This window comes from Agrobacterium pusense (genome assembly GCF_013285525.1).
GTDB lineage: Bacteria > Pseudomonadota > Alphaproteobacteria > Rhizobiales > Rhizobiaceae > Agrobacterium > Agrobacterium pusense.
On record NZ_CP053856.1, the window covers coordinates 246,149 to 271,256 of the forward strand.

19 protein-coding genes and 1 tRNA gene are annotated in these 25,108 nt (G+C 60.2%); 13 read left to right on the top strand and 7 right to left on the bottom strand.

From position 1 onward, the window contains the following. Positions 1 to 22 precede the first annotated feature (22 nt). Both HQN82_RS01190 and aceA read right to left on the bottom strand, forming a co-directional pair. A complete protein-coding gene (locus tag HQN82_RS01190; RefSeq protein WP_004432604.1) occupies positions 23 to 280 on the bottom strand; it encodes an SMc00767 family acetate metabolism repressor in 258 nt (85 codons plus the stop codon). Between the two features lie 84 nt (positions 281 to 364). Next, positions 365 to 1,654 carry an isocitrate lyase gene (aceA, locus tag HQN82_RS01195; protein WP_004440074.1) on the bottom strand — a complete coding sequence of 430 codons (1,290 nt, stop codon included), beginning with the start codon at positions 1,652 to 1,654 and terminating at the stop codon, positions 365 to 367. Between the two features lie 256 nt (positions 1,655 to 1,910). Here aceA and HQN82_RS01200 point away from each other — a divergent pair, with 256 nt between their 5' ends. The 5 genes from HQN82_RS01200 to HQN82_RS01220 all read left to right on the top strand — a co-directional run bounded on the left by HQN82_RS01200 (position 1,911) and on the right by HQN82_RS01220 (position 7,605). Continuing rightward, positions 1,911 to 3,326, top strand: a complete 1,416-nt coding sequence (locus HQN82_RS01200) for a helix-turn-helix domain-containing protein (RefSeq protein WP_006698166.1) — start codon at positions 1,911 to 1,913, stop codon at positions 3,324 to 3,326. 152 nt (positions 3,327 to 3,478) lie between these two features. Beyond that, a complete protein-coding gene (locus tag HQN82_RS01205; protein WP_004432613.1) occupies positions 3,479 to 4,576 on the top strand; it encodes a polyamine ABC transporter substrate-binding protein in 1,098 nt (365 codons plus the stop codon). Positions 4,577 to 4,710: 134 nt separating this feature from the next. Next, on the top strand, positions 4,711 to 5,868 hold the full coding sequence (locus HQN82_RS01210; RefSeq protein ID WP_022555646.1) for an ABC transporter ATP-binding protein: 1,158 nt from the start codon (positions 4,711 to 4,713) through the stop codon (positions 5,866 to 5,868). Positions 5,869 to 5,879: 11 nt separating this feature from the next. After that, positions 5,880 to 6,788, top strand: a complete 909-nt coding sequence (locus tag HQN82_RS01215) for an ABC transporter permease subunit (protein WP_004440081.1) — start codon at positions 5,880 to 5,882, stop codon at positions 6,786 to 6,788. 4 nt (positions 6,789 to 6,792) lie between these two features. Continuing rightward, positions 6,793 to 7,605, top strand: a complete 813-nt coding sequence (locus HQN82_RS01220; RefSeq protein WP_004440083.1) for an ABC transporter permease — start codon at positions 6,793 to 6,795, stop codon at positions 7,603 to 7,605. Between the two features lie 308 nt (positions 7,606 to 7,913). Here the strand turns inward: HQN82_RS01220 and HQN82_RS01225 are convergent, their stop codons facing one another. Both HQN82_RS01225 and HQN82_RS01230 read right to left on the bottom strand, forming a co-directional pair. Next, on the bottom strand, positions 7,914 to 9,578 hold the full coding sequence (locus HQN82_RS01225) for an ABC transporter permease (protein WP_162699355.1): 1,665 nt from the start codon (positions 9,576 to 9,578) through the stop codon (positions 7,914 to 7,916). A 79-nt stretch (positions 9,579 to 9,657) separates the two neighbouring features. Then, the gene (locus HQN82_RS01230; protein ID WP_112766145.1) at positions 9,658 to 13,404 is read right to left on the bottom strand and encodes an ATP-binding protein; all 3,747 of its coding nucleotides are present in this window, start codon (positions 13,402 to 13,404) and stop codon (positions 9,658 to 9,660) included. 314 nt (positions 13,405 to 13,718) lie between these two features. On the opposite strand from HQN82_RS01230, the gene HQN82_RS01235 reads away from it, so the two are divergent. The 3 genes from HQN82_RS01235 (at position 13,719) to HQN82_RS01245 (ending at position 16,374) form a co-directional block, all read left to right on the top strand. Further along, positions 13,719 to 13,795, top strand: a tRNA-His gene (locus tag HQN82_RS01235). A gap of 210 nt (positions 13,796 to 14,005) precedes the next feature. Then, complete coding sequence (locus tag HQN82_RS01240; protein ID WP_162699356.1) at positions 14,006 to 15,637, top strand: Ppx/GppA phosphatase family protein; 1,632 nt, start codon at positions 14,006 to 14,008, stop codon at positions 15,635 to 15,637. After that, positions 15,634 to 16,374, top strand: coding sequence for an RlmE family RNA methyltransferase (locus HQN82_RS01245; protein ID WP_004440090.1), 741 nt, complete (start codon positions 15,634 to 15,636; stop codon positions 16,372 to 16,374). The genes HQN82_RS01240 and HQN82_RS01245 overlap by 4 nt, the downstream gene beginning before the upstream one ends. On the opposite strand, the gene HQN82_RS01250 is transcribed toward HQN82_RS01245, so the two are convergent. Continuing rightward, on the bottom strand, positions 16,375 to 17,772 hold the full coding sequence (locus tag HQN82_RS01250) for an MDR family MFS transporter (RefSeq protein ID WP_004440092.1): 1,398 nt from the start codon (positions 17,770 to 17,772) through the stop codon (positions 16,375 to 16,377). A 209-nt stretch (positions 17,773 to 17,981) separates the two neighbouring features. Here HQN82_RS01250 and HQN82_RS01255 point away from each other — a divergent pair, with 209 nt between their 5' ends. The 5 genes from HQN82_RS01255 (at position 17,982) to HQN82_RS01275 (ending at position 23,355) form a co-directional block, all read left to right on the top strand. Continuing rightward, a complete protein-coding gene (locus HQN82_RS01255; protein ID WP_004440094.1) occupies positions 17,982 to 18,983 on the top strand; it encodes an MBL fold metallo-hydrolase in 1,002 nt (333 codons plus the stop codon). A gap of 179 nt (positions 18,984 to 19,162) precedes the next feature. Continuing rightward, complete coding sequence (guaB, locus tag HQN82_RS01260) at positions 19,163 to 20,668, top strand: IMP dehydrogenase (protein ID WP_004440097.1); 1,506 nt, start codon at positions 19,163 to 19,165, stop codon at positions 20,666 to 20,668. Between the two features lie 112 nt (positions 20,669 to 20,780). Further along, the gene (locus tag HQN82_RS01265; protein ID WP_034496309.1) at positions 20,781 to 21,182 is read left to right on the top strand and encodes an MAPEG family protein; all 402 of its coding nucleotides are present in this window, start codon (positions 20,781 to 20,783) and stop codon (positions 21,180 to 21,182) included. Positions 21,183 to 21,332: 150 nt separating this feature from the next. Then, positions 21,333 to 22,361: an alcohol dehydrogenase AdhP gene (gene adhP, locus HQN82_RS01270; protein WP_004440101.1), complete on the top strand. Its 1,029-nt coding sequence runs from the start codon at positions 21,333 to 21,335 to the stop codon at positions 22,359 to 22,361. Positions 22,362 to 22,479: 118 nt separating this feature from the next. After that, entirely contained in the window at positions 22,480 to 23,355 is an 876-nt protein-coding gene (locus HQN82_RS01275; RefSeq protein ID WP_112766147.1) for a dienelactone hydrolase family protein, read from the top strand. Positions 23,356 to 23,635: 280 nt separating this feature from the next. Here HQN82_RS01275 and moaB read toward each other — a convergent pair whose 3' ends face one another. Next, the gene (gene moaB / locus HQN82_RS01280) at positions 23,636 to 24,181 is read right to left on the bottom strand and encodes a molybdenum cofactor biosynthesis protein B (protein ID WP_162699436.1); all 546 of its coding nucleotides are present in this window, start codon (positions 24,179 to 24,181) and stop codon (positions 23,636 to 23,638) included. 26 nt (positions 24,182 to 24,207) lie between these two features. Then, complete coding sequence (locus tag HQN82_RS01285) at positions 24,208 to 25,107, bottom strand: 4-(cytidine 5'-diphospho)-2-C-methyl-D-erythritol kinase (protein WP_112766816.1); 900 nt, start codon at positions 25,105 to 25,107, stop codon at positions 24,208 to 24,210. Between the last annotated feature and the right edge of the window lies 1 nt (position 25,108).

Consider the following 25,108-nt stretch of genomic DNA (forward strand, 5'->3'; position numbering starts at 1 on the left):
TATGATGTTCCGGTCTTTCGTTTCACGCGGCGTCACGCCCCTGCGCAACGATGACGGGGATAAGCAGATCACCCCAGTTGCCGCCGCCGCCATGGTGGCGGGCCGAGCGGACCAGCTCGACGGAAACGCCGGCCTCGACGGCTTTCATGACGGCCTGGTTGAGGCGGTGCAGGTCATTGGCCAGCATGCGGATGGCAGCCTGCTGATCCTGCGTCATGGCGGAGGATTGCTCCTCGGCGCGTTCCTTGACGTGCGTCTTGATGGGATTGTGGGCGTTCATGGCATTTCTCCTCTCGTTATTGTCAGGGGTTTTTGATCTGCTTTGCAAGCCCTTCCCGCGATGGGGAAGGGCGGTTTTCTTGATTTATTCGGCCGCCGGGCGGAACTGGTCGTGCTCGGTGGATTCCTTCATGGCCGTGGTGGACGACGTGCCGCCAGAGATCGCCAGAGACACGGCGTCGAAATAGCCGGTGCCGACTTCGCGCTGGTGCTTGGTGGCGGTGTAACCATTGGCCTCTGCTGCGAATTCCGCCTCCTGAAGCTCGGAATAAGCCGCCATCTGCCGGTCCCTGTAGCCGCGCGCCAGTTCGAACATCCCGTAGTTGAGCTGGTGGAAGCCAGCGAGCGTGATGAACTGGAACTTGTAGCCCATCGCGCCTAGCTCGCGCTGGAACTTCGCAATCGTCGCGTCGTCGAGGTTCTTTTTCCAGTTGAACGACGGCGAGCAATTGTAGGCGAGCTTCTTGCCCGGATGCACCTTGTGCACGCCTTCAGCAAACCTGCGCGCCTGTTCCAGATCCGGCTTTGATGTTTCGCACCAGATCAGGTCGCAATAGGGCGCATAAGCCACGGCGCGGGCAATGCAGGGCTCCAGACCGTTCTTGACCTGATAAAAGCCCTCAACGGTGCGCCCGGCATCGTAATCCACGAAGGGACGGTCGCGCTCGTCGATATCGGAGGTCAGAAGCTTGGCGGCCTCCGCGTCCGTGCGGGCGATGACCAGCGTTGGTACACCCATAACGTCGGCCGCAAGCCGTGCTGCCGTCAGGTTGCGGATGTGCGCCGCCGTCGGGATCAGAACCTTGCCGCCGAGATGGCCGCACTTCTTTTCCGATGCCAGCTGATCCTCATAGTGAACACCTGCTGCACCTGCCTCGATGAAGGCCTTCATGATCTCGAAGGCGTTGAGCGGCCCGCCGAAACCGGCCTCCGCATCGGCAACGATCGGCGCGAACCAGGTGTCGACAGAAAGGCCCTTGCCCTCCGCGGTCTCGATCTGGTCGGCGCGTTGCAGGGTGCGGTTTATGCGCTTGGCCAGCTCCGGCGCTGCATTGGCGGGATAGAGCGACTGGTCCGGATACATGGCCGAGGCCGTGTTCGCATCCGCTGCAACCTGCCATCCCGAGAGATAAATCGCCTTCAGCCCGGCGCGAACCATCTGCATGGCCTGGTTGCCCGAGAGCGCACCCAGCGCATTGACGAAATTCTCCTCGTTGATCAGCTTCCACAGCCGGTTCGCACCCATTTCGGCAAGCGAATGGCGGATTTCGACAGAGCCGCGCAGCCGCTCCACGTCGGCGGCGGTATAGGTGCGCTCGATGCCGTCGAAACGTCCCTGCGGTGCGCCCGGAACAAGTTTGTAAAAATCCGTCATACTTCTCTCTCCCATGATAAATGCGGTTTTCGTAGCGGGCCGTCTTGAACATCATATGGCGCCGTTTGATGTGACTACATTTACATTTTTCGAGATTTGATCGCCAGAACAAACATAAAAACAGTGACTTGAAAGAGGTTATCCTGTAGTGTGCGTGACAGAGTGACGCTGTAAAAATGTAATTTTTGTAAAAGAGTATGATCCGTCGATTTTGTAATGGAATTGTATGTGTTGACGGGGGTGGAGGGGAAAGGCTGTGTCGGAAAACAAGATTTTTGCGGGCCCGCGCGTGCGCCGCATTCGCAACGGTCTCGCGCTGACGCAGACGGCCATGGCCGAGGCGCTGGCGATTTCGCCATCCTATCTCAATCTCATCGAGCGCAACCAGCGGCCGCTGACGGTGCAGCTGCTTTTGAAGCTCGCCTCTGTGTACAAGGTCGATCTGGATGACCTGCAGGGCGAAAGCGCCGGTTCCGCCGGGCAGCTGCGCGAGGTCTTCGCCGATCCGCTGCTGGTCGGCGAAGTGCCGTCGCCGCAGGAACTGATTGAGGTCGCCGATGCCGCGCCCAATGCGGCAAGTGGTGTTCTCAAGCTATACCGGGCTTACCGGGAACAGGCGCAGCGCCTCTCCGATCTCTCCGATCTTCTGGCGCGGGAGGGTCATGAAACGATGCTTTCCTCCACCCGCCTGCCGATCGACGAGGTGCGACACGTCTTTGAAAACCGCCCGGCCTACTTCCATTCCATCGATGCGGCTGCGGAAGACCTCCACAAACATTTGTCGACGGGCGATGATCTCGCCTCCGGCGTTCGCGCATGGCTCCAGAAAAACCACGGCATCGTTGTCCGCACCCTGCCGGTTCACGCTATGCCAAACCTCCGCCGACGTTACGACCGGCATTCCATGCGGCTTTTTTTATCCGAGCGCCTGTCGCAGCCGGATCAGCTGAGGGAAATGGCGATGGAGACCTGCCTTCTCGCGCTGCGCGAAGAAATCGGTACGGAGCTTGAAGGGCTTGGCCTGAAAGGGGAAGAGGCGAGACGCATTGCCCGCTTCGAACTGGCGCGTTACGCCGCTCATGCGTTGATGATGCCCTATGGCGCATTCCTCGGCGCCGCCCAGCGGGCGAAGTACGATCTCGAAGTCTTGCGGTCGCGCTTCAACGTATCGTTCGAACAGGCGGCCAATCGCCTTGTCAGCCTGCAGCGGCCGACAGCCGCGGCGATCCCGTTTTTCCTGATGGAAATCGACAATGCCGGTAACCGTTTTCGCCTTGCGGGGGCCGGCGGTTTTCCAAGGGCGCGTTTTGGCGGCCTCTGTCCGCGTCTCAATATTCATGCGGCTTTCGCCCAGCCGGGACAAGTGCTCGTGGAAGCGGTCGAGATGCCCGACGGGGATGCTTTCCTCACGGTGTCGCGCACGCTGGAAGGTCCGCAGGCTGGTTTCGGTGAGAGGGTGCGGCGAACGGCGGTGCTTCTTGGCTGCGATTTCGCTCAGGCGGCAGAGACCGTCTATGGCCCGGCCGCTTCGGGCGCTGCGCCCGTCGCCGTCGGTCCTTCGTGCCGGCTGTGCGAAAGACAGGGCTGTCTTTCGCGGGCGGAAGCGCCGCTCACGCGGCCGCTGGGGCTGGATGAAATGGTCACCGGCCTCAGTGTTTTCGACTTCCAGTAGGTGTTTTCATTCGCTTTTTTGCGACCGGAACACATTTGGTTGAAAATGCTGTGCTGCACATTTCCCCCTTGCTCCCTTCTGTTTTCCTTTCTAGTCTCTCCGAAAAAAGGGGATCACGCTCCCGTCGTGAGGATGCGTTAACAGGAGACATCATGAAAAACCGTTCTCTCCGCCTGACCTTGGCTCTCACCACCGCGCTCGTTGCAGCAGGCTCGGCAATGGCCCAGGAAAAGGTCGTCCACGTCTATAACTGGTCGGATTATATCGACGAATCGATCCTCGCCGATTTCACCAAGGAAACCGGCATCAAGGTCGTCTATGACGTTTTCGACAGCAATGAACTTGTGGAAACCAAGCTGCTGGCCGGCAGCTCCGGATATGATGTCGTCGTGCCCACTGGCCCCTTTCTCGCCCGCCAGATCAATGCCGGCGTGTTCCAGAAACTTGACAAGTCCAAGTTGCCGAATCTGAAAAACATGTGGCCCGAGGTTTCCGAGCGTCTGGCGAAATACGACCCCGGCAACGAATATGCCGTGAACTACATGTGGGGCACCACCGGCATCGGTTATAACGTCGCCAAGGTGAAGGCTGCGCTGGGCGATGTTCCGGTCGATAGCTGGGATATTCTGTTCAAGCCGGAAAACGCTGAAAAGCTGAAATCCTGCGGCATCAATATTCTCGATGCCTCGGACGAGACCTTCGCCATTGCCATGAATTATCTCGGAAAGAACCCGGACAGCAAAGAAACCGCCGATCTCGAGGCGGGCGGCGATGTCTACATGAAGATCCGCCCCTATGTGAAGACCTTCAACTCCTCCGCCTATATCGATGAACTGGCGAATGGCGACAGCTGCATCACCATCGGCTGGTCGGGCGACATCCTCCAGGCGAAGAGCCGCGCCGAGGAAGCCAAGAATGGCGTCGAGGTGAATTACGTCATCCCGAAGGAAGGCACCTACATGTGGTTCGACAACCTTGCCATCCCGGCGGATGCCAAGAATGTCGAAGAAGCGCACGCCTTCATCAACTATCTGATGCGGCCGGAAGTCATTGCCAAGGCGTCGAACTACGTTCAGTACGCCAATGGCAACCTTGCTTCGCAGGCGCTGATGGATGAGTCTGTTGCCAAGAACCCGGCAGTCTATCCCGATGCCGAGACGCTGAAGAAGCTCTTCACGATCTCGCCTTACGGACCGAAGGAACAGCGCGTGCTGAACCGCGTCTGGACGCAGATAAAGACTGGCAGCTGAAACCTCCGCCCGCTGGTTGAGGAACGGCCGGCGGGCCTGTTCCTCTGATCCTTTGCCGGCAGGTCCGTTACCTGCCGGTATTGCCCGCCCCGAAGCATCGATCGACAGACCAACGGGATTTGAGGGTAGGGTGAATGGCGAAAACTCTAGGGCCGGTCAAACGCAAATTTAGCCCGTGGGACAATCCCGATGCGGTGCCCTTCATCCGCTTTGAAAACGTCACCAAACGTTTTGGCGATTTCGTCGCCGTCAACAATCTGACGCTCGATATTTACGAGCGTGAGTTCTTCTCGCTGCTTGGTCCGTCGGGCTGCGGCAAGACCACGCTGATGCGCATGCTCGCCGGTTTCGAGGAGCCGACCGAGGGCCGTATCCTGCTGCAGGGCAAGGATATTTCCGGCGTGCCGCCCTACAAGCGGCCCACCAACATGATGTTCCAGTCCTATGCGCTTTTCCCGCACATGTCGGTAGAAAAGAACGTCGCTTTCGGTCTGGAGCAGGATGGCCTGCCCAAGGCGGACATCGTCGCCCGGGTCGAGGAAATGCTGCGCCTCGTCAAGCTCACGGAATTCGCCAAACGCAAGCCGAGCCAGCTTTCCGGCGGGCAGCGGCAGCGCGTGGCGCTTGCCCGATCGCTTGCCAAGCGGCCGAAGGTGCTTCTCCTCGATGAGCCGCTCGGCGCGCTCGACAAGAAGCTGCGTGAGGAAACGCAATTCGAACTGATGGATATCCAGACCAATCTCGGTCTCACCTTCCTCATCGTCACCCACGATCAGGAAGAGGCGATGACGGTGTCGGACCGCATCGCCGTCATGGACAAGGGCATTGTCGTGCAGGTGGCGACGCCCGCCGAGATATATGAAGCGCCGAACAGCCGCTACGTGGCCGATTTTATCGGTGACATCAATATTTTCGACGCCAATGTCGTCGCCAATGCTTCCGATATCGGCAGGCCCGGCCTCGTGACACTGGATTGCGACGGGCTGAAGGTGGCGGTTGAGCAGGAATGTGCCGCTGCCGCCGGTAGCCAGGTGGCTTTCGCCATCCGGCCGGAGAAGGTGCGCATCTCGCTCGATCAGCCTGCCGATAGCAGCATTAACTCCGCCTATGGCGAGGTATGGGATATCGGCTATCTGGGCGACTTCTCGGTCTTCATCGTCAAGCTTGCCGATGGCCGCGTCATCCGCGCCGCACAGGCAAATGTCTCGCGTCTCGTGGATCGCCCGATTACCTTCGGCGATATGGTGTGGCTGAACTGGAAGCCGGACTCCGGCCTCGTCCTGACGCGCTGAGGGAGGCTTCGATGGCGATCACCACTCCCGAAAACCGGCAAAGCCCCTGGCGCTGGCTGGTCGTCGCGGTTCCCTATTTCTGGCTGCTGCTGTTTTTTGCAGCCCCCTTTTTCATCATCTTCAAAATCTCGCTGTCGGATACGGCGATCTCCATGCCGCCCTATACCCCTGTCTTCGAAGGCTTCTCGAGGCTCGGTGATTTCTTTTCGCAGCTGGATTTCGAAAATTACCTCTTCCTGACGGAAGACCCGCTATACATCGACGCCTATCTATCGTCGTTGCGCATCGCCTTCATTTCCACCTTCCTGCTTTTGCTGATCGGTTATCCCATGGCGCTGGCCATGGCCCGCGCGCCGTCTTCCGTGCGGCCGACGCTGGTTATGCTGGTGATCCTGCCTTTCTGGACTTCGTTCCTCATCCGCGTTTACGCCTGGATCGGGATTCTGAAGCCGGAAGGCCTGCTGACGGTGCTGTTCCAGTGGCTCGGATTGCTCGGGCCGGACCAGCAGGTCAACATCTTCCGCACCGAAACCGCGATCTTCATCGGTATCGTTTATTCCTACTTGCCCTTCATGGTACTGCCGCTTTATTCCGCGCTGGAAAAGCTGGACAATACGCTGCTGGAAGCGGCCGCCGATCTGGGTTGCCCGCCTTGGAAAGCCTTCTGGAAGATTACGTTCCCGCTCTCCCTGCCGGGTGTCGTGGCAGGCTCGATGATCTGCTTCATCCCGATAACAGGTGAATTCGTCATCCCCGATCTCCTCGGCGGCGCACAGACGCTGATGATCGGCAAGACGCTCTGGACGGAATTCTTCGGCAACCGCGACTGGCCGCTGGCATCAGCCGTTGCCGTGCTGCTTCTGCTGTTGCTGGTCGTGCCTATCGCCATCTTCCAGAACCAGCAAAAGAAGGTGGGGTGAGGCCATGAAGCGCGGAAAATTTGACATCACCGTCCTCACACTCGGTTTTGCCTTTCTTTACATACCGATCATCATCCTGATCGTTTATTCCTTCAATGCTTCCAAGCTTGTCACCGTCTGGGGCGGCTTCTCGCTGCAATGGTACAGGTCCATGTGGTCGAATGAAGGGTTGATGGATGCCGCCTGGGTGACGCTGCGCGTGGGTATCCTCAGCGCCACCATCGGCACCATCCTCGGGACACTCGCGGCGCTCTCGTTGACGCGCTTTGCGCGTTTTCCGGGCCGGGTGCTGTTTTCCGGCATGATCTATGCCCCGCTCGTCATGCCGGAGGTGATTACCGGCCTGTCGCTGCTGCTGCTCTTCGTGGCCGTCGGAGTGGATCGCGGTTTCTGGACGGTGGTCATTGCGCACACCACTTTTACCATGTGTTATGTGGCGATTGTGGTGCAGTCGCGTCTTTTGACCTTTGATCGAAGTCTCGAGGAAGCCGCGCTTGATCTTGGTTGCCCACCGGTCAAGACCTTCTTCCGTATCACCCTGCCGCTGATCTTTCCCGCCGTTATTGCCGGCTGGATGCTGGCCTTTACCCTGTCGCTCGATGATCTCGTCATTGCCAGCTTCGCCACCGGACCGGGTGCGACGACGCTGCCGATCAAGATCTATTCGCAGGTTCGCCTCGGCGTGACCCCGGAAATCAACGCCATCTGCACCATCCTGATCGGGCTTGTGACCGTCGGCGTCATCGTCGCCTCAATCGCCTCGAAGCGCACGGAGTTGCAGCGGATGCGCGATGAACACGCCGCGGCGCGAAACTGACCGGAGAGAATTCTACGATTTTTTCGCGTTACTGTTGAAACGCCAATAAAATCGGAAACCTGTAATTTAGTTTCGGGGCTTTACGGTTCCAGAATAGGAATTTTCGTCGGTGATTGATCGATTTTGGTTTTAACTGCTTGTTAATGGGAGTTGGCGGAAAGTAAACCCAACGCAGGGTCGTCATATGACTGATGGCCGGGATTGATAATTTCCATCTGGCGAGATTGTCCCCTTTCTCTCGTTGAAAAGCACACCTTATCCAGGCGGCCGCAAGGCCGCCTTTCTTTTTTGTCTCATTGGCGGGACGTTCATCGGTTTTCAGGATGATCCATCGACCTGGAAACGAGAAGGACGGGGACAAGCCCGGCGATGATGATGATGATCGCCGGTACGGCGGCATCCTGCACCTTGGAGCGTGAGGCATTCTCGTAAACAAGCGTGGCAAGCGTATTGAAGCCGAAGGGTCTCAGCAGGATGGTTGCCGGCAACTCCTTCATGGACTCGATCAGGACCAAAAGGAAAGCGGTCAACGCCGCGGGCCGCATATTGGGCAACAGCACCCTGAACAGCGTCTGCGCCCGGTTCCGCCCAAGCGTTCGCGAAGCCATGTCGATATGCGGCGAAAGCTTCTGGAAACCGGCATCCAGCGTGCCTTCCGCCATGGTCATGAAACGCACGGCGTGCGCATAGATGATGGCAAAGGCGGTGCCGGAGAGCAGCAGGCCGGTGGAAAAGCCGAAATGTGTACGGAAGAACCCGTCCACCCCGTTGTCGAGAGCCGCGAGTGGAATGAGCACGCCGATGGCGAGCACCGTTCCCGGCACCCCATATCCCATGGAGCCGAAGCGGGCGGCAAACTTCGAGGTTCGTGACCGCCCCGTGCGGATGGCGTATGAAAAGACGAAAGCCCCAACCAGCGTTACCAGGGCCGCGGCAAAGGAAACTTCGAGGCTGTGCCCGAGTGCCTTGAGAAGTTTCGGCGCAAGCAGCGCATCGAACCGTTTGGCCGCGTAACCACCCAGCACGATGACGGGAATGACAAAGCCACTCGTCACGGGCAGGAAGCAGAAAACAGTTGCCGCGCCGCGCCGCCAGCCGGTCAGCGACTTCAGCCGATGGCGCTGCGTCATGTTTGTCGCCTTGGGTGCGCCGAAGCGCTGTTTTTCCCGGGCGTTGCGTTCGATTACGATGAGCGCGCCGACGATGATGAGGATGACGGCGGCGATCTGCGTTGCATTGGCGAGATTGCCGCGGTTGAGCCAGGTCTCGTAAATGGTGAAGGTCAGCGTTTGTACGCCGAGATATTCGACCGCGCCGATATCGTTGAGGGTCTCCATCAAGACCAGAGAAAGCCCGATGGCAATCGCCGGTCGCGCCATCGGCAATTGTACGGAGAAGAACACGTCGAGAGGCTTTGCGCCGAGCGTGCGTGCGGCTTCGGCTGCAAAACGCCCCTGCATGGAAAAGGCGGCACGGGCCGAGAGATAGACATAGGGATAGAGCACCGAGCTCAGGACGATGACCGCACCGCCGAGGGAACGGATATCAGGAAACCAGTAGTCGCGGATGCTGTGATAACCGAAAGCGGCACGCAATAAGCTCTGCACGGGCCCGGTAAAGTCGAGAAACTCACCGAACGCATAAGCGGCGAGATAAGATGGAATGGCGAGCGGCAGGACGAGCGCCGCCGACAGCAGCCGCCGCAGCGGAAACTCGAACGTGGTGACAAGCCAGGCGCAGACAATGCCGAAGAAAGCGGTCGTCGCTGCCGTTGCTCCGAGCAGTATGAACGTACGAAATCCGGCTCGCGGCAGGACGTTGACGAGAAGATGTCGCCACCCCTCCGTGCTGCCGGTCAGCGCCAGCCAGAAGATCGCCAGAACGGGCATGGCGGCGATGGCCGAAACAATGATGGCCGCAATCGGCAATAGAGAAACGCGTTTTGTCGCGGGAAGGGGAACCGTCATGGGCATGCGAGCCTGCTGTCCTGCATAGGCCTTGACCGGCTGGTTCTCCAGCCGGCGGCTTTCGCATTGCTACGCCCGCATGACCTCAGTTGGCAAGGACCCGCTGTGACGGAAAGGTGATTTCCACCAGCGTGCCTTCGTTGGGTGTCGAGGTGATGGAGAAATTCGCCCGGTTGGCGTCCACCATGGCCTTGGTCAACGGCAGGCCGAGCCCGGTGCCGTCACCGCGTACACGTTTGCCGGAAGAAGCCACCTGCCGGAACGGCTTCATCGCCTGTTCCAGTTCCGCCCGCGTCATGCCGATACCGGTGTCGCGGATGCGAAGCGACACGCTGCCATTGGCCTCATAGGCGGTGGATACAACGATCTGCCCGCCTGACGGGGTGAAGCGAATGGCGTTCGACAGGATGTTGAGCACGATCTGCTTGATCGATCGCAGGTCGGCGACGATCTGCGGCACGGATTGCGCAAGCGCCGTGCGGATGATGACGCGCTGGTTGTTTGCCTGCGGCTGCACCAGCGAGACCGCTTCGGCCACCGTTTCGTTGAGCGGGACGGCGATGAAGTCGACATCCATCTGCCCCGCCTCGATCTTGGATATATCGAGGAGATCATTGACGATATCGAGCACATGCCGGCCGGAACGGCCGATATCATTGGCGTATTCCACATAACGCGGATGGCCGATCGGCCCGAAACGTTCAGTCGCCATCATGTCCGCAAAGCCGATGATGGCGTTGAGCGGCGTGCGGATTTCGTGGCTGACGCGCGCCAGGAAGTCGGTCTTGTGGGCATTGGCGGTTTCCGCCGCGCGCTTGGCGTTGCGCAGTTCTTCTTCGGTGCGCTTCCACTGGGTGATGTCGCGGATTACGGCGCAATAGCCATGTGAGGATTTGAGCCGCCCGATGGTCATGAACAGCGGCAGGAAACCGCCGGATGCTTCACGGCCGATCACTTCGCGGCCATCGTTCAGCACGCTCGCAACACCGTTATTGGCGAGACCGGAGAGATAGTCCAGCACGGCGCGCTGGCTCTCATGGGCAAAAAGCGTGACAAAAGGCTTGCCGGCAATTTCGCCATTGTCATAGTTGAACAGCGCGCTGGCCGAGCGGTTGAGGGAGCGGATTTCGCCCTCGTCGCCCAAAAGCACCACGCCGTCAGTGGCCGTTTCAAGAATGGAGTGCAGTTCCTCGACTTCGCCCTGAAGCAGGGAGATGCTGCCGGCTTGCGCGCTCTGCGCCGCAGTGTTTTCATTGGCGGCGGCAACCGGCGCTGCTTTTTCTTCCAGCGGAACGAGAGAAAGCATCAGCGCCTTCGTCTCTTCCCAGCGGATGGATTGCAGCCGCGCTCTGACAGGAATGATATCGTTTTCGGCGCTGACAACCACCATGCCGCCTTCATTGTCAGGCATGTCTTCGAGCTCCTGCCTCTGCAGCAGGGCTTCCAGCCCACCCACTTCTTCTAGTTCGGCCAGAGAGTCATAACCCGTCAGCCGCAGGAAATCCGGATTGGCGTGGATCAGCCTGTCGCCGGCGTGCACGAGAAGGGCAACGGGCATCTGGTCCAGCGTCTCGGCCGTCAGCGCGTCGGCGGGGCGAGGTACAGGACTGACCATTGCTGCCGCGACTTCGGCAACCGGCCGCTCTTCGGCGACGGCCTGCTGCTGCATTTCGTCCGAACCGCTTTCCGCTACGGGTTCGCTGACGGCCGCAGGCTGTTCACCCCGAACATAGTCGGCAAAAAGATCGTCGTCCTGCGCTGGCGCCGTGGCCTTAAGGTCAGTCTCGGAAGGTGCGCTGTCAGGCGCATGCGCATCCATGTCCTGTTTAATATCATGCGTGTCCGAATCGATGGAAACGGTTTCCGCATCCGTTTCCCGGTCGTCTTCGAAAGCAGTATCCGCTGGCGCCAGGGCGCGGCCGATTTCGCGGAAGGCGGCCTGCTCACCGGCGGTCAGGCCTTCGCGGGAGCGCGAACGGCGCTCTTCCAGACGAACGATCTTGTCGGAGGAAGACGGTTCCGGTGCAGTTGCCGGGGCTTCGAATTCGGGCGGGGTATAATCATGATGCTGTTCGTCGGTCGAAACGTCGTCCGCTGCATCGTCTGCCGCTCCGACCTCCGCGGCCGGGATTTCATCGTCAGTAGCCGATCCGGGAGTGTCCTCCGCATCGTCATCCTCATCGATGAAGGCCAGCAATTCATGGCTCGTGCTGTCGACGGTTGGCTCCGGAGAAACCTCCGCCGGATCAGACTCTTCGCCCTTCAAGAAGGTAAGGCCGATGGCGTGCGGGTCTTCTGTGGCGTCGGCCAGGCGCACGATGCCGAAACCGCGAAAACCGTCAAATTCCCGTGAGCGCGTATAGGTAGGCAGGGCGGCGAGATCGATCGGCACCATCAGCGATGTGCCTTCCACCGGCCAATGGATTGTCTTGCCCGACCACGTGTCGCGGCGGCCGAGAAGCTCACGGATCTTGCCGTCGGGATCGAGATTGAACAGGGCCGCAACGTCGGCAAAGCCCATGCCTTCCACCGCAGCCGCCTTGGCACCCACGGCCTCGGCAAATTCATGAGAAATGGAGCTGAACCGTCCTTCAGCGTCGATTTTCCAGACGAAACGGGATGCACGGGCGCCCGCGTTGAAGGCAAAAGGCTGGGCCTGTTCGACTGCTTCGGTCTCGATTGCAGCATCCTCGTCCGCCGGTGGCGCAACCGGGGATGCCGCGTTTTCGGTTATCTCGTCCTTTGCGACGAAACTCTCCGCATCGAGAGCCTCTTCGGCGGGTTCGTCGTCCGTCTTCTTGGTGAAGGGCGCCTCCGCCTCATCCTCATCCAGTTCAAAAAGATCGGCAATGTCGTCAGTCATCGCCACGTCCGCAGCCGCATCGGCGTCCTGCGTGAAAAGCGCCGCGGGGGCCTCCGGCTTCTCTTCCGCAAAGGGCAGAAGCCTGTCTTCATCCTGTCCGGATACCGCTTCTTCCTCCGCGTCGGACGGCTGCTCCTGCGGGTCTTCCACCTCTTCGATGTCTGCAACAGCATCGAGAACGGCGTCGAAAGAAGCAGCCGTTGCGACAACAGGCGCCGTCTCTGCAACCGGGGACGCAGGCTCGGCGACCGGGACGTCCTGCGGCTTGTCCTCGGCAAAACCATTAACGGGGTCGAGTGTGCCCAGTGCGGTTTCGACCACGAAGATCAGGTTGAGTTCGGGCGTGGTGGTGATTTGGCCGGCGGCTGCGGGCAGATAACCCTTTCCGGTGGGTACCGGGCGTTTGACGAGATGCCCCGATTGGCGCGCCGCCATTCCGACCAGTGTTCTGGCCGTATGCGGGGTGATGCCGAGTGTAGAGAAGCCGGGCGAGGCGGCAACGATCCGGTTGTCGCCATCGGTGACTGCCATATGGATATCGGGGTCGTCGAAGCCTTCGATCATGCGCCGGGCGCATTCCGCCATGTCGGGCTCGGCCTGATCGGCGCGGGCAGAAAAGAGTATCGCGGTTTGGCCGGGCTCGGCCTCAATGATCTCCGCGCGCGCAGTTGCGGCAATGCTGCGGAAACCGGAGGTGATGCGGATCGTGAAGGGCAGGCTGTCGCCGGTCTTTGAAAGTCGCGCCGCCGTGGCCGCCAGTTGGCGGAACGTCACGTCCTGCCGCTTCGGTCCCTGTTCCAGAAAGTCATAAACCATCAGCGTGCCAAACAGGGCAGCGCCGCGTCCATTGGCCCATAGAACATGTCCAAGATCGAGCGAGAACAAAGCCATCGCTTCACCGCGCCCGAAACCTTCACGCACCCGTTCATGCACTGCGATATCGATAAAGGGATACTGGACGGCGGGCATGTCGAAACCTATTCTGGCACTACCGGACCTTGCGGGCTCCCGGCTTCCTCATGAAACCGAAACGTAAACCCGCCGAGGCATCACGTTAACAGAATTTTAAATAACTTCACAGGGTCGCCGGGTCCACCGCCCGGCTTATGAATCACCAAATAGAGTTAACATCAACAGCCTCAATGCCGGCTTTCCGGTGTCAGCCCGCGCTGGAAAAGCGCTTGCCTTTCGCTGCCTTTTTTCGCAAAATTCGGATAGGGACTTGCAAATGGGAAAAACACCTTTTATGTGACCCCCCGTGGCGCCGCATTGGCGTTTGATGTGCGGTTGTAGCTCAGTTGGTTAGAGCGCAGGTTTGTGGCACCTGAGGTCGGTGGTTCGACCCCACTCAACCGTACCATTCCCCTCTCCCAGTAAGTTTATATGTCACAAGGACTTACCGGGAGAGGGGAAAGTCTGTTCCGCCGCTGGTCAGATATCCCGTTTTCCCGAAAAATAATCTTTGCGGTCACACGGCGCGCGGTCGTGTCAGGGGCCCTGCGGTTTCAGTCCGGCAAAAACCATTTGGCTAAAATCTCTTGCGCTGGTATTGTCTGCCCAACGAAACCTTATGAAAGCCTGCAGCATAGCGTCTACGCTTGTGCGCGGCGAAATGGACAAGACAGTGATCGACCCCGGAAACGGCCCAAAGCCGTCGGAACAAGGGGCGTCGGTGGCAAACAAAGGGAAAGCGAAGCGTTCCCGTCGTGGCAAGAAACACAAGCGTGACGGTAAGCCCCGTGACGCCTCTGTGTTGTTGCATGATGTTGCCGCGGATGTTCCGGCCGGTTCCTCCTATGTATCGGCGCTCGAGCCGGATGCCGAGCCGCGCAAGAGAAAACGTCGCAGGCGTTCTCGAGGCAAGGGCGCGTCTCAGCCGGCATCTGCGGCTTCCCCTGTACAGGTGCAGGCTTCAGCTGCAATTGACCCGGCCAATCCATCCTCCTTACCACCCGGTGGCGGGCGTAAGTCGCGTAACCGCAAACGCGGGCATCGCGATCCACGCGGACGTGATCCGCAGGGCCGCCCGCTTGTCCCCAGCCATGTACCGAAACACGTCGGCAAGCAGAACGGTCGCGCCGGCGGCTCCGCGCAGGACCAGCACCGGCAGCAATCGGAAACATCAGCCCGTCACCCAGGGCGGCAGCACGAGCATGGCCCGGACGCGCCGGCGGATATGTATGCCGCGCTTGATCTCGGCACCAACAATTGCCGCCTGCTGATTGCGCAGCCGACGCGGCCCGGCCAGTTCCGGGTGGTCGATGCGTTTTCGCGCATCGTGCGGCTGGGTGAAGGGCTGGTATCGAGCGGCCGGCTTTCCGATGATGCGATGGACCGCGCGGTTGAAGCACTCAAGGTCTGCGCCGCAAAACTCTCCGGCCGCCCGATCCGGCGCATGCGGCTCATCGCCACCGAGGCTTGCCGCGCTGCGTCGAATGGCGAGGAATTTCTGGCGCGTGTTACGCGGGAAACGGGGCTTAAACTCGAAATCATCAGCCGCGAGACGGAAGCCCGCCTTGCGGTTTCGGGCTGCGCCTCCCTCGTCGGCCGTGAAGCGCGTTCCGTCGTGCTGTTCGATATCGGCGGCGGATCGTCGGAGATCGCCGTCATCAAGGTCGGGGAGAATCGCTCGAACCGGCTTGCCAACCACATCACCCACTGGACCTCGCTGCCCGTCGGCGTCGTCACGCTTTCCGAACGCCATGGCGGCCGTGATGTGACGCCTGACGTTTTTGCCGCGATGGTGCGGGAAGTCGAAGGCCTGCTCGACGCCTTCCATTGCCCGCCGCTCGCGCCGCAAACGCATCACGAGGATTTTCACCTCATCGGCACATCAGGCACGGTGACGACACTTGCGGGCGTTCATCTCGATCTGCCGCGATATGATCGCCGCAAGGTGGATGGTCTCTGGCTTTCCGATGCCGAGGTGACGGCGATGCAGGACAAGTTGCTGGCATGGGATTTCGCCGGTCGCGCCGCCAATGCCTGCATCGGGCCTGACCGGGCCGATCTGGTTCTCGCCGGCTGCGCGATTCTCGAGGCCATTCGCCGCCGCTGGCCGGCGCGCCGAATGCGCGTGGCGGATCGCGGTCTGCGCGAAGGCCTGCTGACGGATATGATGGCGGATGACGGCGCATGGCGGCGCAACCGCATAAGGCGCATGCAGATGGTACGGCAGGACAGGACGGAAGGTTTGACATGAGCAAGGCGCCAACAAGCACCAATCGCACCGGCCGCAAGATCGGCCAGAAGGTCAAGAAGACCAAGCTCAAGGCCTCGTCGCGCCGCTGGCTCGAACGTCATATCAATGACCCCTATGTGCAGCGCGCCAAGCTGGAAGGCTATCGTGCCCGCGCCGCCTTCAAGCTGTTGGAAATCAACGACAAGCACCAGATCTTGAAGGGGGCAACCCGCATCATCGACCTTGGCGCCGCCCCCGGAAGCTGGTCGCAGATCGCCGCCAAGGTGACGGATTCGACCGAGGACGATATCCGCGTTGCAGCGATCGATTTCCTCGAGATCGATCCCATTCCCGGCGTGAAAATTCTGCAACTCGACTTCCTCGACCCGAGCGCGCCGGAAAAGCTGATGGAGGCCGTTGGTGGCACGCCCGATCTTGTTTTGTCGGACATGGCAGCACCCACCACCGGGCACCAGAAAACCGACCACATCCGCACCATGCATCTGTGCGAAGTCGCGGCCGATTTTGCCGTTCAGGTGCTTGCGGAAGGTGGCCATTTCCTTGCCAAGACCTTCCAGGGCGGCACGGAAAAGCAGCTGCTGGATATGCTGAAGAAGAACTTCAAGCAGGTTCTCCACATCAAGCCGGCGTCGTCACGCTCGGAATCGGTGGAAATGTTCCTGCTTGCCAAACACTTCAAGGGCCGCAAGACCGAGGCGGCGGGTGCATCTGAAGCCGACGAGGCCTCGAAAGATTGATTACTCCGCCGGTTGCGAGACCTTGCCGCGGTGGCCGGAAACGGCCGCACCCGCCTGTGCGTCCATGCGGATGATCGGCACGATGGCGAAGAGCGATACGAGCGCGACGATGGTGAAGGCGATGTGGAAATCGGCGAGCTGCAGATGCGTGCCCGACATCATGCTGCTGACTTCCAGAATAGAGGCAGCGAATGCAACGCCGAGCGCCAGGCTGATTTGTTGCAGCACGGAGGCCATGGACGTTGCCTGGCTCGCCTGACTGTCCTCGATATCGGAATAGCTGAGCGCGTTCGATCCGGTAAAGAAGAAGGACCGGGCAAATCCGGCCGTCACAAGAAAGATCATGATCAACGGGTATGGCGTTTCCGGCGTGAAGAAACTGTTGGCGAGCGTCGTGAACGCGCCGACGATGCCCGCGCCGATCAGCGTCGAGCGGAATCCGGTCGCCGCAAACACCCGCTTGGCCATGAATTTCGTAGTGATCGCCCCGATGGCGCCGGCGAAAGTTATCATGCCCGACTGGAACGGGTTCAATCCGAAACCGATCTGCAGCATCAGCGGCATCAGGAAGGGAATGGCGCCCGTGGAGATGCGGAAGATGGTGCCGCCGACGGAGGCGGCCCGGAAGGTCGCGTTCTGGAAAATTCGAAAGTCCAGAATGGGGGCGGGGTGGTGCGCAGCGTGGCGCATATAAAGAAAACCGCAGATGAAACCGATGATGGTCGATGCGATGCCGATGGCTGGCGGGAGCGCAGGCAGGCTGACGACGGAGAGGCCGAACACCACGCCGGAGGCGGCGATGCCGGACAGCACGAAACCCTTTCCGTCCATTGGCGGCGGGTTGGTGGTTTCGATTTCCGGCAGGAAGATCGTCGAAAGCCAGATGCCGATGATGCCGATCGGCACATTGATCAGGAAAATCCAGTGCCAAGAAAAATAGGTGGTGATGAAACCGCCGATGGGCGGACCGGTCAGCGGCCCCACGAGCCCCGGTATTGTCAGCAGCGCCATGGCGGAGACGAGTTCGCTGCGCTTCGTCGTGCGCAAAAGCACAAGGCGGCCCACGGGTGTCATCATCGCTCCGCCCATACCCTGCAGGAAACGCGAGAGTACGAATTCGAACACCGAAGACGAGACCGCGCAGCAGATCGACCCCACGACGAAGACGCCAATGGCGAAACGGAAGATTTTCTTCGCGCCGTATTTGTCGGCCATCCAGCCGCTGATGGGAATGAAAATCGCCAGAGCCACCATGTAGGCCGTTAAAGCCAGCTTGAGCGTAATCGGGCCGACGTGGAGATCTGCGGCAATTGCCGGAAGCGAGGTGGCGATGACGGTGGAGTCCATCTGCTCCATAAAGAGAGCGACTGCCAGGATGAGGGGAATGATGCGGTTCATGAGGCTGCCTGCGGCTTTCCGCTGCGACAAGGGATATCGCCGTCCGTCCTACGCCTGATAAGCGGGCTTGCCAACACGTTAATTACCAATTTCTGATGTTCCGATCAAACCTGCGTGAGGCCGGTTTCCTTGCAACTTTCTCGCTCTATTGTCCGTTGGGTGAGTTCAGTTGGCAATCACGGCCAGTTGGCGATATCGGAGACAAGATGATGACCCAATCCTTGAACATGAGCAGACGCGGCCTCATCGGTGCGGCCGGCGCGAGCGTTCTCGGCGCGCCGTTTTTGATGGCGCGCAGCGCAAATGCCCAGACCAACCAGCCGCAGACCTCGATGGAGATAGAGCACGCCATGCCGCCCGAAACCAACCGCTTCAAGCTCGGTAATTTCGAAGTGCTGGTGGTGAAGGATGGCGCGCGCGCGGCCCCCAATCCCGGCGAGACCTTCGGCACAGACCAGTCGGCCGAGACGGTCGGTAAATTGCTGGAAGACAATTTTCTGCCGACGGACCAGTTCGTCAATTCCTTCTCCCCCGTCCTCGTCAATACAGGGTCCGACCTCGTGCTGTTCGACACCGGTTTCGGTGAGGCCGGGCGCGGTGCGGGCAATGGTCGCCTGATCGAGGGCATGGCAGCCGCCGGTTACGCACCTGAAGATGTGACAGTGGTGGTGCTGACCCACATGCATGGCGACCATATTGGCGGCCTGATGGAGAAGGGCGCGCCGGCCTTTTCCAAGGCACGTTATGTTTTCGGCCAGACGGAATATGATTTCTGGACGGATGAAAAGCGCGTCGGCACGCCGGCAGAGGGCGGTCACAAGGGTGTTCTCGCCAACGTGAAGCCGCTGGCCGAAAAGGCGACCTTCATCGGCGACGGTCAAGATGTGGTGTCTGGCATCACAGGCATCGCAGCCTTCGGCCATTCGCCGGGGCACATGATTTTCCGTGTCGAATCGGAAGGCAAGCAGCTGATCCTGACGGCGGATACGGCCAATCATTTCGTCCTGTCGCTGCAGAGACCTGACTGGGAGGTTAAGTTCGACATGGACAAGACGGCAGCCGCTGCGACCCGCAAGAAGGTCTTCGACATGATTGCCACCGACCGGCTGCCCTTCCTCGGCTACCATATGCCTTTCCCGTCTGTCGGTTACGCAGAGAAGCTGGATACGGGCTATCGTTTCGTGCCGAAATCTTACCAGTTTGATATCTGATATCTGCTGCAATGCAGCAACAGGAAAAGCCCGGAAGCCGATTCCGGGTTTTTTCTATTCCCTTCCTGTCATGAACGTGTTACCAGCCCTCGCCAACTTCCAAGCAATCCTTGCAGGGCGCCGGGGTGAACTTTTCGTTCCGGAGCGGCCACGCATTTTCAGTATGAAGGAATTTGGTCATGGCACGCATCATTCAAACACCCACTGGTTTGGACGCTCTCACATTTGACGATGTGTTGCTGCAGCCCGGACATTCCGAAGTCATGCCGGGACAGACGAATATCGCCACCCGCATCGCCCGCGATATCGATCTCAACCTTCCAATTCTCTCCTCCGCCATGGATACGGTCACCGAAGGTCGCCTCGCGATTGCCATGGCCCAGGCCGGCGGCATCGGCGTCATCCACCGCAACCTGACCCCTATCGAACAGGCCGAAGAAGTCCGGCAGGTGAAGAAGTTCGAAAGCGGCATGGTCGTCAACCCCGTCACCATCGGCCCGGATGCGACGCTTGCAGAAGCACAGGCGTTGATGAAGGCGCACGGCATTTCCGGCATCCCGGTGGTTGAAAACGGCGGCGCCGGCGGCCACAAGAACGGCCGCCTCGTTGGCATCCTGACCAACCGCGACGTGCGCTTCGCCTCCGATCCGCAGCAGAAGATTTACGAACTGATGACCCGCGAAAACCTGGTCACGGTCAAGGAAAGCAGCGTCGATCAGCAGGAAGCACGCCGCCTCTTGCACAAGCACCGCATTGAAAAGCTGCTGGTGGTGGACGCCAAGGGCAATTGCGTCGGCCTCATCACCGTCAAGGACATTGAGAAGTCGCAGCTGAACCCCAATGCCACCAAGGATGCGCAGGGCCGCCTTCGCGCCGCTGCCGCCATCAGCGTTGGTGCTGACGCCATCGAGCGCGCCGAGCGCCTCATAGATGCCGGCGTCGACCTTCTGGTTGTCGATACCGCGCACGGCCATTCGCAGCGCGTGCTGGATGCCGTCTCTCAGGTCAAGAAGATGTCGAACTCGGTTCGCATCATCGCCGGTAATGTCGCCACTGCCGACGGCACCAAGGCTCTGATCGATGCCGGCGCGGACGCCGTCAAGGTCGGTATCGGCCCCGGCTCCATCTGCACCACCCGCATCGTCGCCGGCGTCGGCGTGCCGCAGCTTGCCGCGATCATGTCGTCGGTTGAAGTCGCCAACGCGGCTGATATCCCCGTCATCGCCGATGGCGGCATCAAGTTTTCGGGCGATCTGGCCAAGGCGATCGCCGCCGGCGCCTCGGCTGTCATGATCGGCTCGCTGCTTGCCGGCACGGATGAAAGCCCGGGCGAAGTATTCCTGTATCAGGGCCGGTCTTTCAAGGCTTATCGCGGCATGGGTTCCGTTGGCGCCATGGCGCGTGGTTCTGCCGACCGTTATTTCCAGGCTGAAGTGCGCGACACACTGAAGCTCGTGCCTGAAGGTATTGAAGGCCAGGTTCCCTATAAGGGCCCGGTCTCCGGCGTTCTGCACCAGCTGGCCGGCGGACTGAAGGCTGCCATGGGTTATGTTGGCGGCAGCAACATCAAGGAATTCCAGGAACGCGCCACTTTCGTGCGCATTTCCAGCGCTGGCCTGCGCGAAAGCCACGCCCATGACGTGACAATCACCCGCGAAAGCCCGAACTACCCCGGCGCGGTTTGATCTTTCGAGCCGAATCCGTAAAAAGATAGGCTAGTTATTTGGCGCTCCCCGATTCATGCCGGATCGGGGAGCGTTTTCATGATTGGAGAAAAGCATGTCACCCACGACCGCAATGTTCTGGCCGATGATCGCCCATGTCGTTCTGGTCTTCTGGCTTTACGCGCTTCTGATCGTTCGGCGAAACAAATATGCATTCAAGGATCGCGAATCGGCGATCCGCCTCCGGGATCACGGCGAGGAGGCACGCGAAAGCCGTCTGGTGAACCGCAACATCGCCAACCAGTTCGAAGTGCCGGTCCTGTTTCACATCGCCTGCCTGCTGCTCTACATCACGGATGCGGACAATATCGTGACCGTTGTCCTGGCATGGCTTTTTGTGCTTTCGCGTTATGCGCATTCCTATGTCCACGTCACCAGCAACCGCCTGCGTCAGCGCGGCGCATTGTTTGGTATTGGTTTTGCGCTGGTCGTCTGCCTGTGGGGATGGCTCGCCATATGGTTGGCGCTGGAGTAAATCAGCACCGTGAGGTTGCTTCATAAGTGAGACAATCCCGGCCTGCAAAATGGTGCGATTTGCGATGGGTCAATTCCATGACGCCCCATCCCCGTTAATCTCTGCCTCGCCGTCGAGGATTTCGGGCGAGCAGAGATTAGGGAGTATGTCATGGCTAAGACAATGAAAGCGGCAGTCGTCCGCGCATTTGGAAAACCGCTGACCATCGAGGAAGTGGCGATACCGGATCCCGGCCCCGGTGAAATTCTCATCAACTACAAGGCGACGGGCATTTGCCACACCGACCTGCACGCCGCGACCGGCGACTGGCCGGTCAAACCCAACCCGCCTTTCATCCCCGGCCACGAAGGTGTCGGTTATGTCGCAAAGATCGGCGCTGGCGTCACCGGCATCAAGGAAGGTGATCGCGCCGGCACGCCCTGGCTTTATACCGCCTGCGGATGCTGCATCCCCTGCCGCACGGGCTGGGAAACGCTATGCCCGAGCCAGAAGAATTCCGGTTATTCCGTCAACGGCAGCTTCGCCGAATATGGTCTTGCCGATCCGAAATTCGTCGGCCGCCTGCCGGATAATCTCGATTTCGGCCCGGCCGCACCTGTCCTTTGCGCCGGCGTCACCGTCTACAAGGGTCTGAAGGAAACCGAAGTCAGGCCCGGTGAATGGGTGGTCATCTCGGGCATTGGCGGGCTTGGCCATATGGCCGTGCAATATGCCAAGGCCATGGGCATGCATGTTGTTGCCGCCGATATTTTCGATGACAAGCTGGCGCTTGCCAAAAAACTCGGCGCCGATGTCGTCGTCAACGGCCGTGCGCCTGACGCGGTGGAGCAGGTGCAGAAGGCGACCGGCGGTGTCCATGGTGCGCTGGTGACCGCGGTATCGCCGAAGGCCATGGAACAGGCCTATGGCTTCCTGCGCTCCAAGGGCACCATGGCGCTTGTCGGCCTGCCGCCGGGCTTCATCTCCATTCCGGTATTCGACACGGTGCTGAAGCGCATCACGGTGCGCGGCTCCATCGTCGGCACACGACAGGATTTGGAGGAGGCGCTGACCTTCGCCGGCGAAGGCAAGGTGGCGGCTCACTTCTCGTGGGATAAGCTCGAAAACATCAACGATATCTTCCACCGCATGGAAGAGGGCAAGATCGACGGCCGTATCGTCGTGGACCTCGCCGCCTGATGTGAAAATCCGGAAGCGGCGCTCACGCAAATGTGTGGCGCCCCTTCCGACTGCCTTATTCCCCGCCCTTAGATCTGCGTTATCCTCCCGCATCCGTGCGTCCAAGGAGGATAGAGCGATGGACAAGCCCAAGATTACGCAGGCCATGATCGACGCTTATGATGAGTATACCCATCTCAGCCTTGATCGCCGCAAATTCATGGAAAAGCTCACCGTGCTGGCCGGCTCCGGCGCGGCGGCGGCGGCAATTGCGCCCCTTCTTTCCGCCAACAGCGCCCGCGCCGCCATCGTCGCGCCTGACGATGCTGGCATTGTTGCGGAAGACGTGACCTATCCGGCGCCCGGCGGCGAGATGAAGGGTTATCTCGTCACGCCGAAATCGGCGTCCGGCCCCATCGGTTCCGTCATCGTCATTCACGAGAACCGTGGCCTCAACGACCATATCCGTGATGTGGCCAGACGCGTGTCGCTCGCCGGATTTCGGGCGCTCGCGGTCGATTTCCTCTCGCCGCAGGGTGGTACGCCCGCTGATGAGGAGAAGGCGCGGCAGATGTTCAGTGGTCTCGACATGGATGCAACTGTCGCCAATGCCGAAGCGGGACGGGTCTGGCTTGCGGCAAGGCAAGGGGCGAATGGCAAGGTCGGCGCCATCGGTTTCTGCTGGGGCGGCGGGCTGGTCAACCGTTTCGCCACCAAATCGGGGGGCCTGAATGCCGGCGTCGCTTATTACGGTCAGCAGGTCCCGGCGGCCGATGTGCCGGCCATAAAGGCACCGCTGCTTTTGCATTATGCCGGTCTCGATGAGCGCATCAATGCCGGCATCGATGCTTACAAGAAGGCGCTGGAGGAGAACGGCAAGACCTTCGAGATTTTCGTCTATGACGGCGTCAACCATGCCTTTAACAACGATACCTCCGCGGCGCGCTATGACAAGGCGGCTGCTGATCTCGCCTGGGGGCGGACGGTGGAGTTTTTCAGGAAGTATCTGGGGTGATGGGTTTTGAGCGGGCAGCTGTTCTTCTCGCCGGTGGGGGAGGCGGACAGGCGTCAACTGTCAATTTAGAGCGAACCGAAAGTGGGTGGGGCTTTCCCCCCCTCTGCCCTGCCGGGCATCTCCCCCTCAAGGGGGGAGATCGACTCGTGGTGAGATTTCGCTCATCTCAACGCTTACGGATAAAGTGACGGTAGCGCCTCTTGCCGATCTCCCCCCTTGAGGGGGAGATGCCCGGCAGGGCAGAGGGGGGTAAAGCCCCACGCACCCTCGATCAAGTGCCCTAAACCCCACCAGCCCCACGCTTCAAATGCTCATCCAGCCGCGGCATGATTTCCACGAAATTACACGGCAGATGACGATAATCGAGTTGCGCCTTGAGGATGCCATCCCACGCATCCTTGCAAGCCCCCGGTGATCCCGGCAGCACGAAGATGAAGGTCGCATTCGTCACACCACCGGTCGCGCGTGACTGGATGGTGGCGGTGCCGATCTTGTCGTAGGAAATGCGATGGAACAGCGCCGAAAACCCGTCCATGCGCTTTTCGAACAGCGGTTCCAGCGCCTCGGGTGTCACATCGCGGCCGGTAAAGCCGGTGCCGCCTGTCGTGATGACCACATCCACGCCGTCAGTGAGCGTCCATTCGCGCACCGTGTCTGCGATCGCCGTCTTGTCGTCAGGCACGATGGCGCGGGCGGCGAGCCTGTGGCCTGCCTCCTCCAGCCTTGCGACCAGCGTATCGCCGGACTTGTCATTCTCCAGCGTGCGGCTGTCCGAAACGGTCAGAACCGCAATGCCAAGGGGAATGAAGGGTCTATCGCCTGCCATGGCTTTGTCCTCGAAATATCCGGCCCTCAAATGGTCCGCGTTGCCTGAAAATACCAGCCTGGGCGCTTCTTCCGAAGCGATGTTTCCGCGTTTTGGGCGGCATCGAAGGAATGAAAAATCCCGAAACAGGTTGCCCCCGAACCGGACATGCGCACAAGGGTGGCGCCCTCCTCAGACAGCAACCCGATGATCTCGCCGATGTCAGGCAGAAGCGCCTGGGCCGGCGGTTGCAGATCGTTGCGACTTTCCGCGAGAAAATCCTTCCAGCCGATTGTCACCTCGCCAACCTTGGCTGGCGTCGGCAAAGGCGGGTTGGCCTTGTTCTGCAATCGCCGGAAAATCTCCGGCGTCGAGACCGCCTTCAGCGGGTTGGCCAGCACCAGAAACAGTTCCGGCAGGTCATTGACCGGTTCGATGTCCTCGCCGATGCCGCGCGCGATCAGCGATCGGCTTTCAAGACACATAGGCACATCCGCACCGAGCCTCAGCGCTATCGACGAAATCCTATCCGGTGTTATCCCGGCACGCCAGTGGCGCAGAAGCGCCCGCAGCGTTGCCGCCGCATCCGCCGAGCCGCCCCCTATACCTGATGCAACGGGCAGATTCTTTTCAAGATGAATGGCGACCGGGGGCGCTGGTTGACCAACTGATGCGAGCGCGTTGCGCAGCAAATCTCTGGCCCGGGTAACGAGGTTATCGCCGCCATCGCCGGCGTGTAGAAGATCGCCAAACGGTCCTGAGATGGAGAAGCTGTCGACATCGGCGTCTTGGATATGGATCGTGTCGCCGGCTTCGGTAAACACCACCAGCGATTCAAGCAGATGGTAGCCATCCGCCCGCTGCCCGGTGACGTGGAGTGCCAGATTAACCTTGGCCGGGGCCGCCTCGACTGTCTCGGCCGCCCCGGAAATGCCCTGCATCGCCATG

Bases quoted from the DNA above. Each gene is read 5' to 3' on its own strand.
- HQN82_RS01190 (WP_004432604.1), bottom strand. From the start codon at position 280: ATGAACGCCCACAATCCCATCAAGACGCACGTCAAGGAACGCGCCGAG.
- aceA (WP_004440074.1), bottom strand. From the start codon at position 1,654: ATGACGGATTTTTACAAACTTGTTCCGGGCGCACCGCAGGGACGTTTC.
- HQN82_RS01205 (WP_004432613.1), top strand. From the start codon at position 3,479: ATGAAAAACCGTTCTCTCCGCCTGACCTTGGCTCTCACCACCGCGCTC.
- HQN82_RS01210 (WP_022555646.1), top strand. From the start codon at position 4,711: ATGGCGAAAACTCTAGGGCCGGTCAAACGCAAATTTAGCCCGTGGGAC.
- HQN82_RS01215 (WP_004440081.1), top strand. From the start codon at position 5,880: ATGGCGATCACCACTCCCGAAAACCGGCAAAGCCCCTGGCGCTGGCTG.
- HQN82_RS01220 (WP_004440083.1), top strand. From the start codon at position 6,793: ATGAAGCGCGGAAAATTTGACATCACCGTCCTCACACTCGGTTTTGCC.
- HQN82_RS01225 (WP_162699355.1), bottom strand. From the start codon at position 9,578: ATGCCCATGACGGTTCCCCTTCCCGCGACAAAACGCGTTTCTCTATTG.
- HQN82_RS01230 (WP_112766145.1), bottom strand. From the start codon at position 13,404: ATGCCCGCCGTCCAGTATCCCTTTATCGATATCGCAGTGCATGAACGG.
- HQN82_RS01240 (WP_162699356.1), top strand. From the start codon at position 14,006: ATGAAAGCCTGCAGCATAGCGTCTACGCTTGTGCGCGGCGAAATGGAC.
- HQN82_RS01245 (WP_004440090.1), top strand. From the start codon at position 15,634: ATGAGCAAGGCGCCAACAAGCACCAATCGCACCGGCCGCAAGATCGGC.
- HQN82_RS01250 (WP_004440092.1), bottom strand. From the start codon at position 17,772: ATGAACCGCATCATTCCCCTCATCCTGGCAGTCGCTCTCTTTATGGAG.
- HQN82_RS01255 (WP_004440094.1), top strand. From the start codon at position 17,982: ATGACCCAATCCTTGAACATGAGCAGACGCGGCCTCATCGGTGCGGCC.
- guaB (WP_004440097.1), top strand. From the start codon at position 19,163: ATGGCACGCATCATTCAAACACCCACTGGTTTGGACGCTCTCACATTT.
- HQN82_RS01265 (WP_034496309.1), top strand. From the start codon at position 20,781: ATGTTCTGGCCGATGATCGCCCATGTCGTTCTGGTCTTCTGGCTTTAC.
- adhP (WP_004440101.1), top strand. From the start codon at position 21,333: ATGGCTAAGACAATGAAAGCGGCAGTCGTCCGCGCATTTGGAAAACCG.
- HQN82_RS01275 (WP_112766147.1), top strand. From the start codon at position 22,480: ATGGACAAGCCCAAGATTACGCAGGCCATGATCGACGCTTATGATGAG.
- moaB (WP_162699436.1), bottom strand. From the start codon at position 24,181: ATGGCAGGCGATAGACCCTTCATTCCCCTTGGCATTGCGGTTCTGACC.
- HQN82_RS01285 (WP_112766816.1), bottom strand. From the start codon at position 25,107: ATGGCGATGCAGGGCATTTCCGGGGCGGCCGAGACAGTCGAGGCGGCC.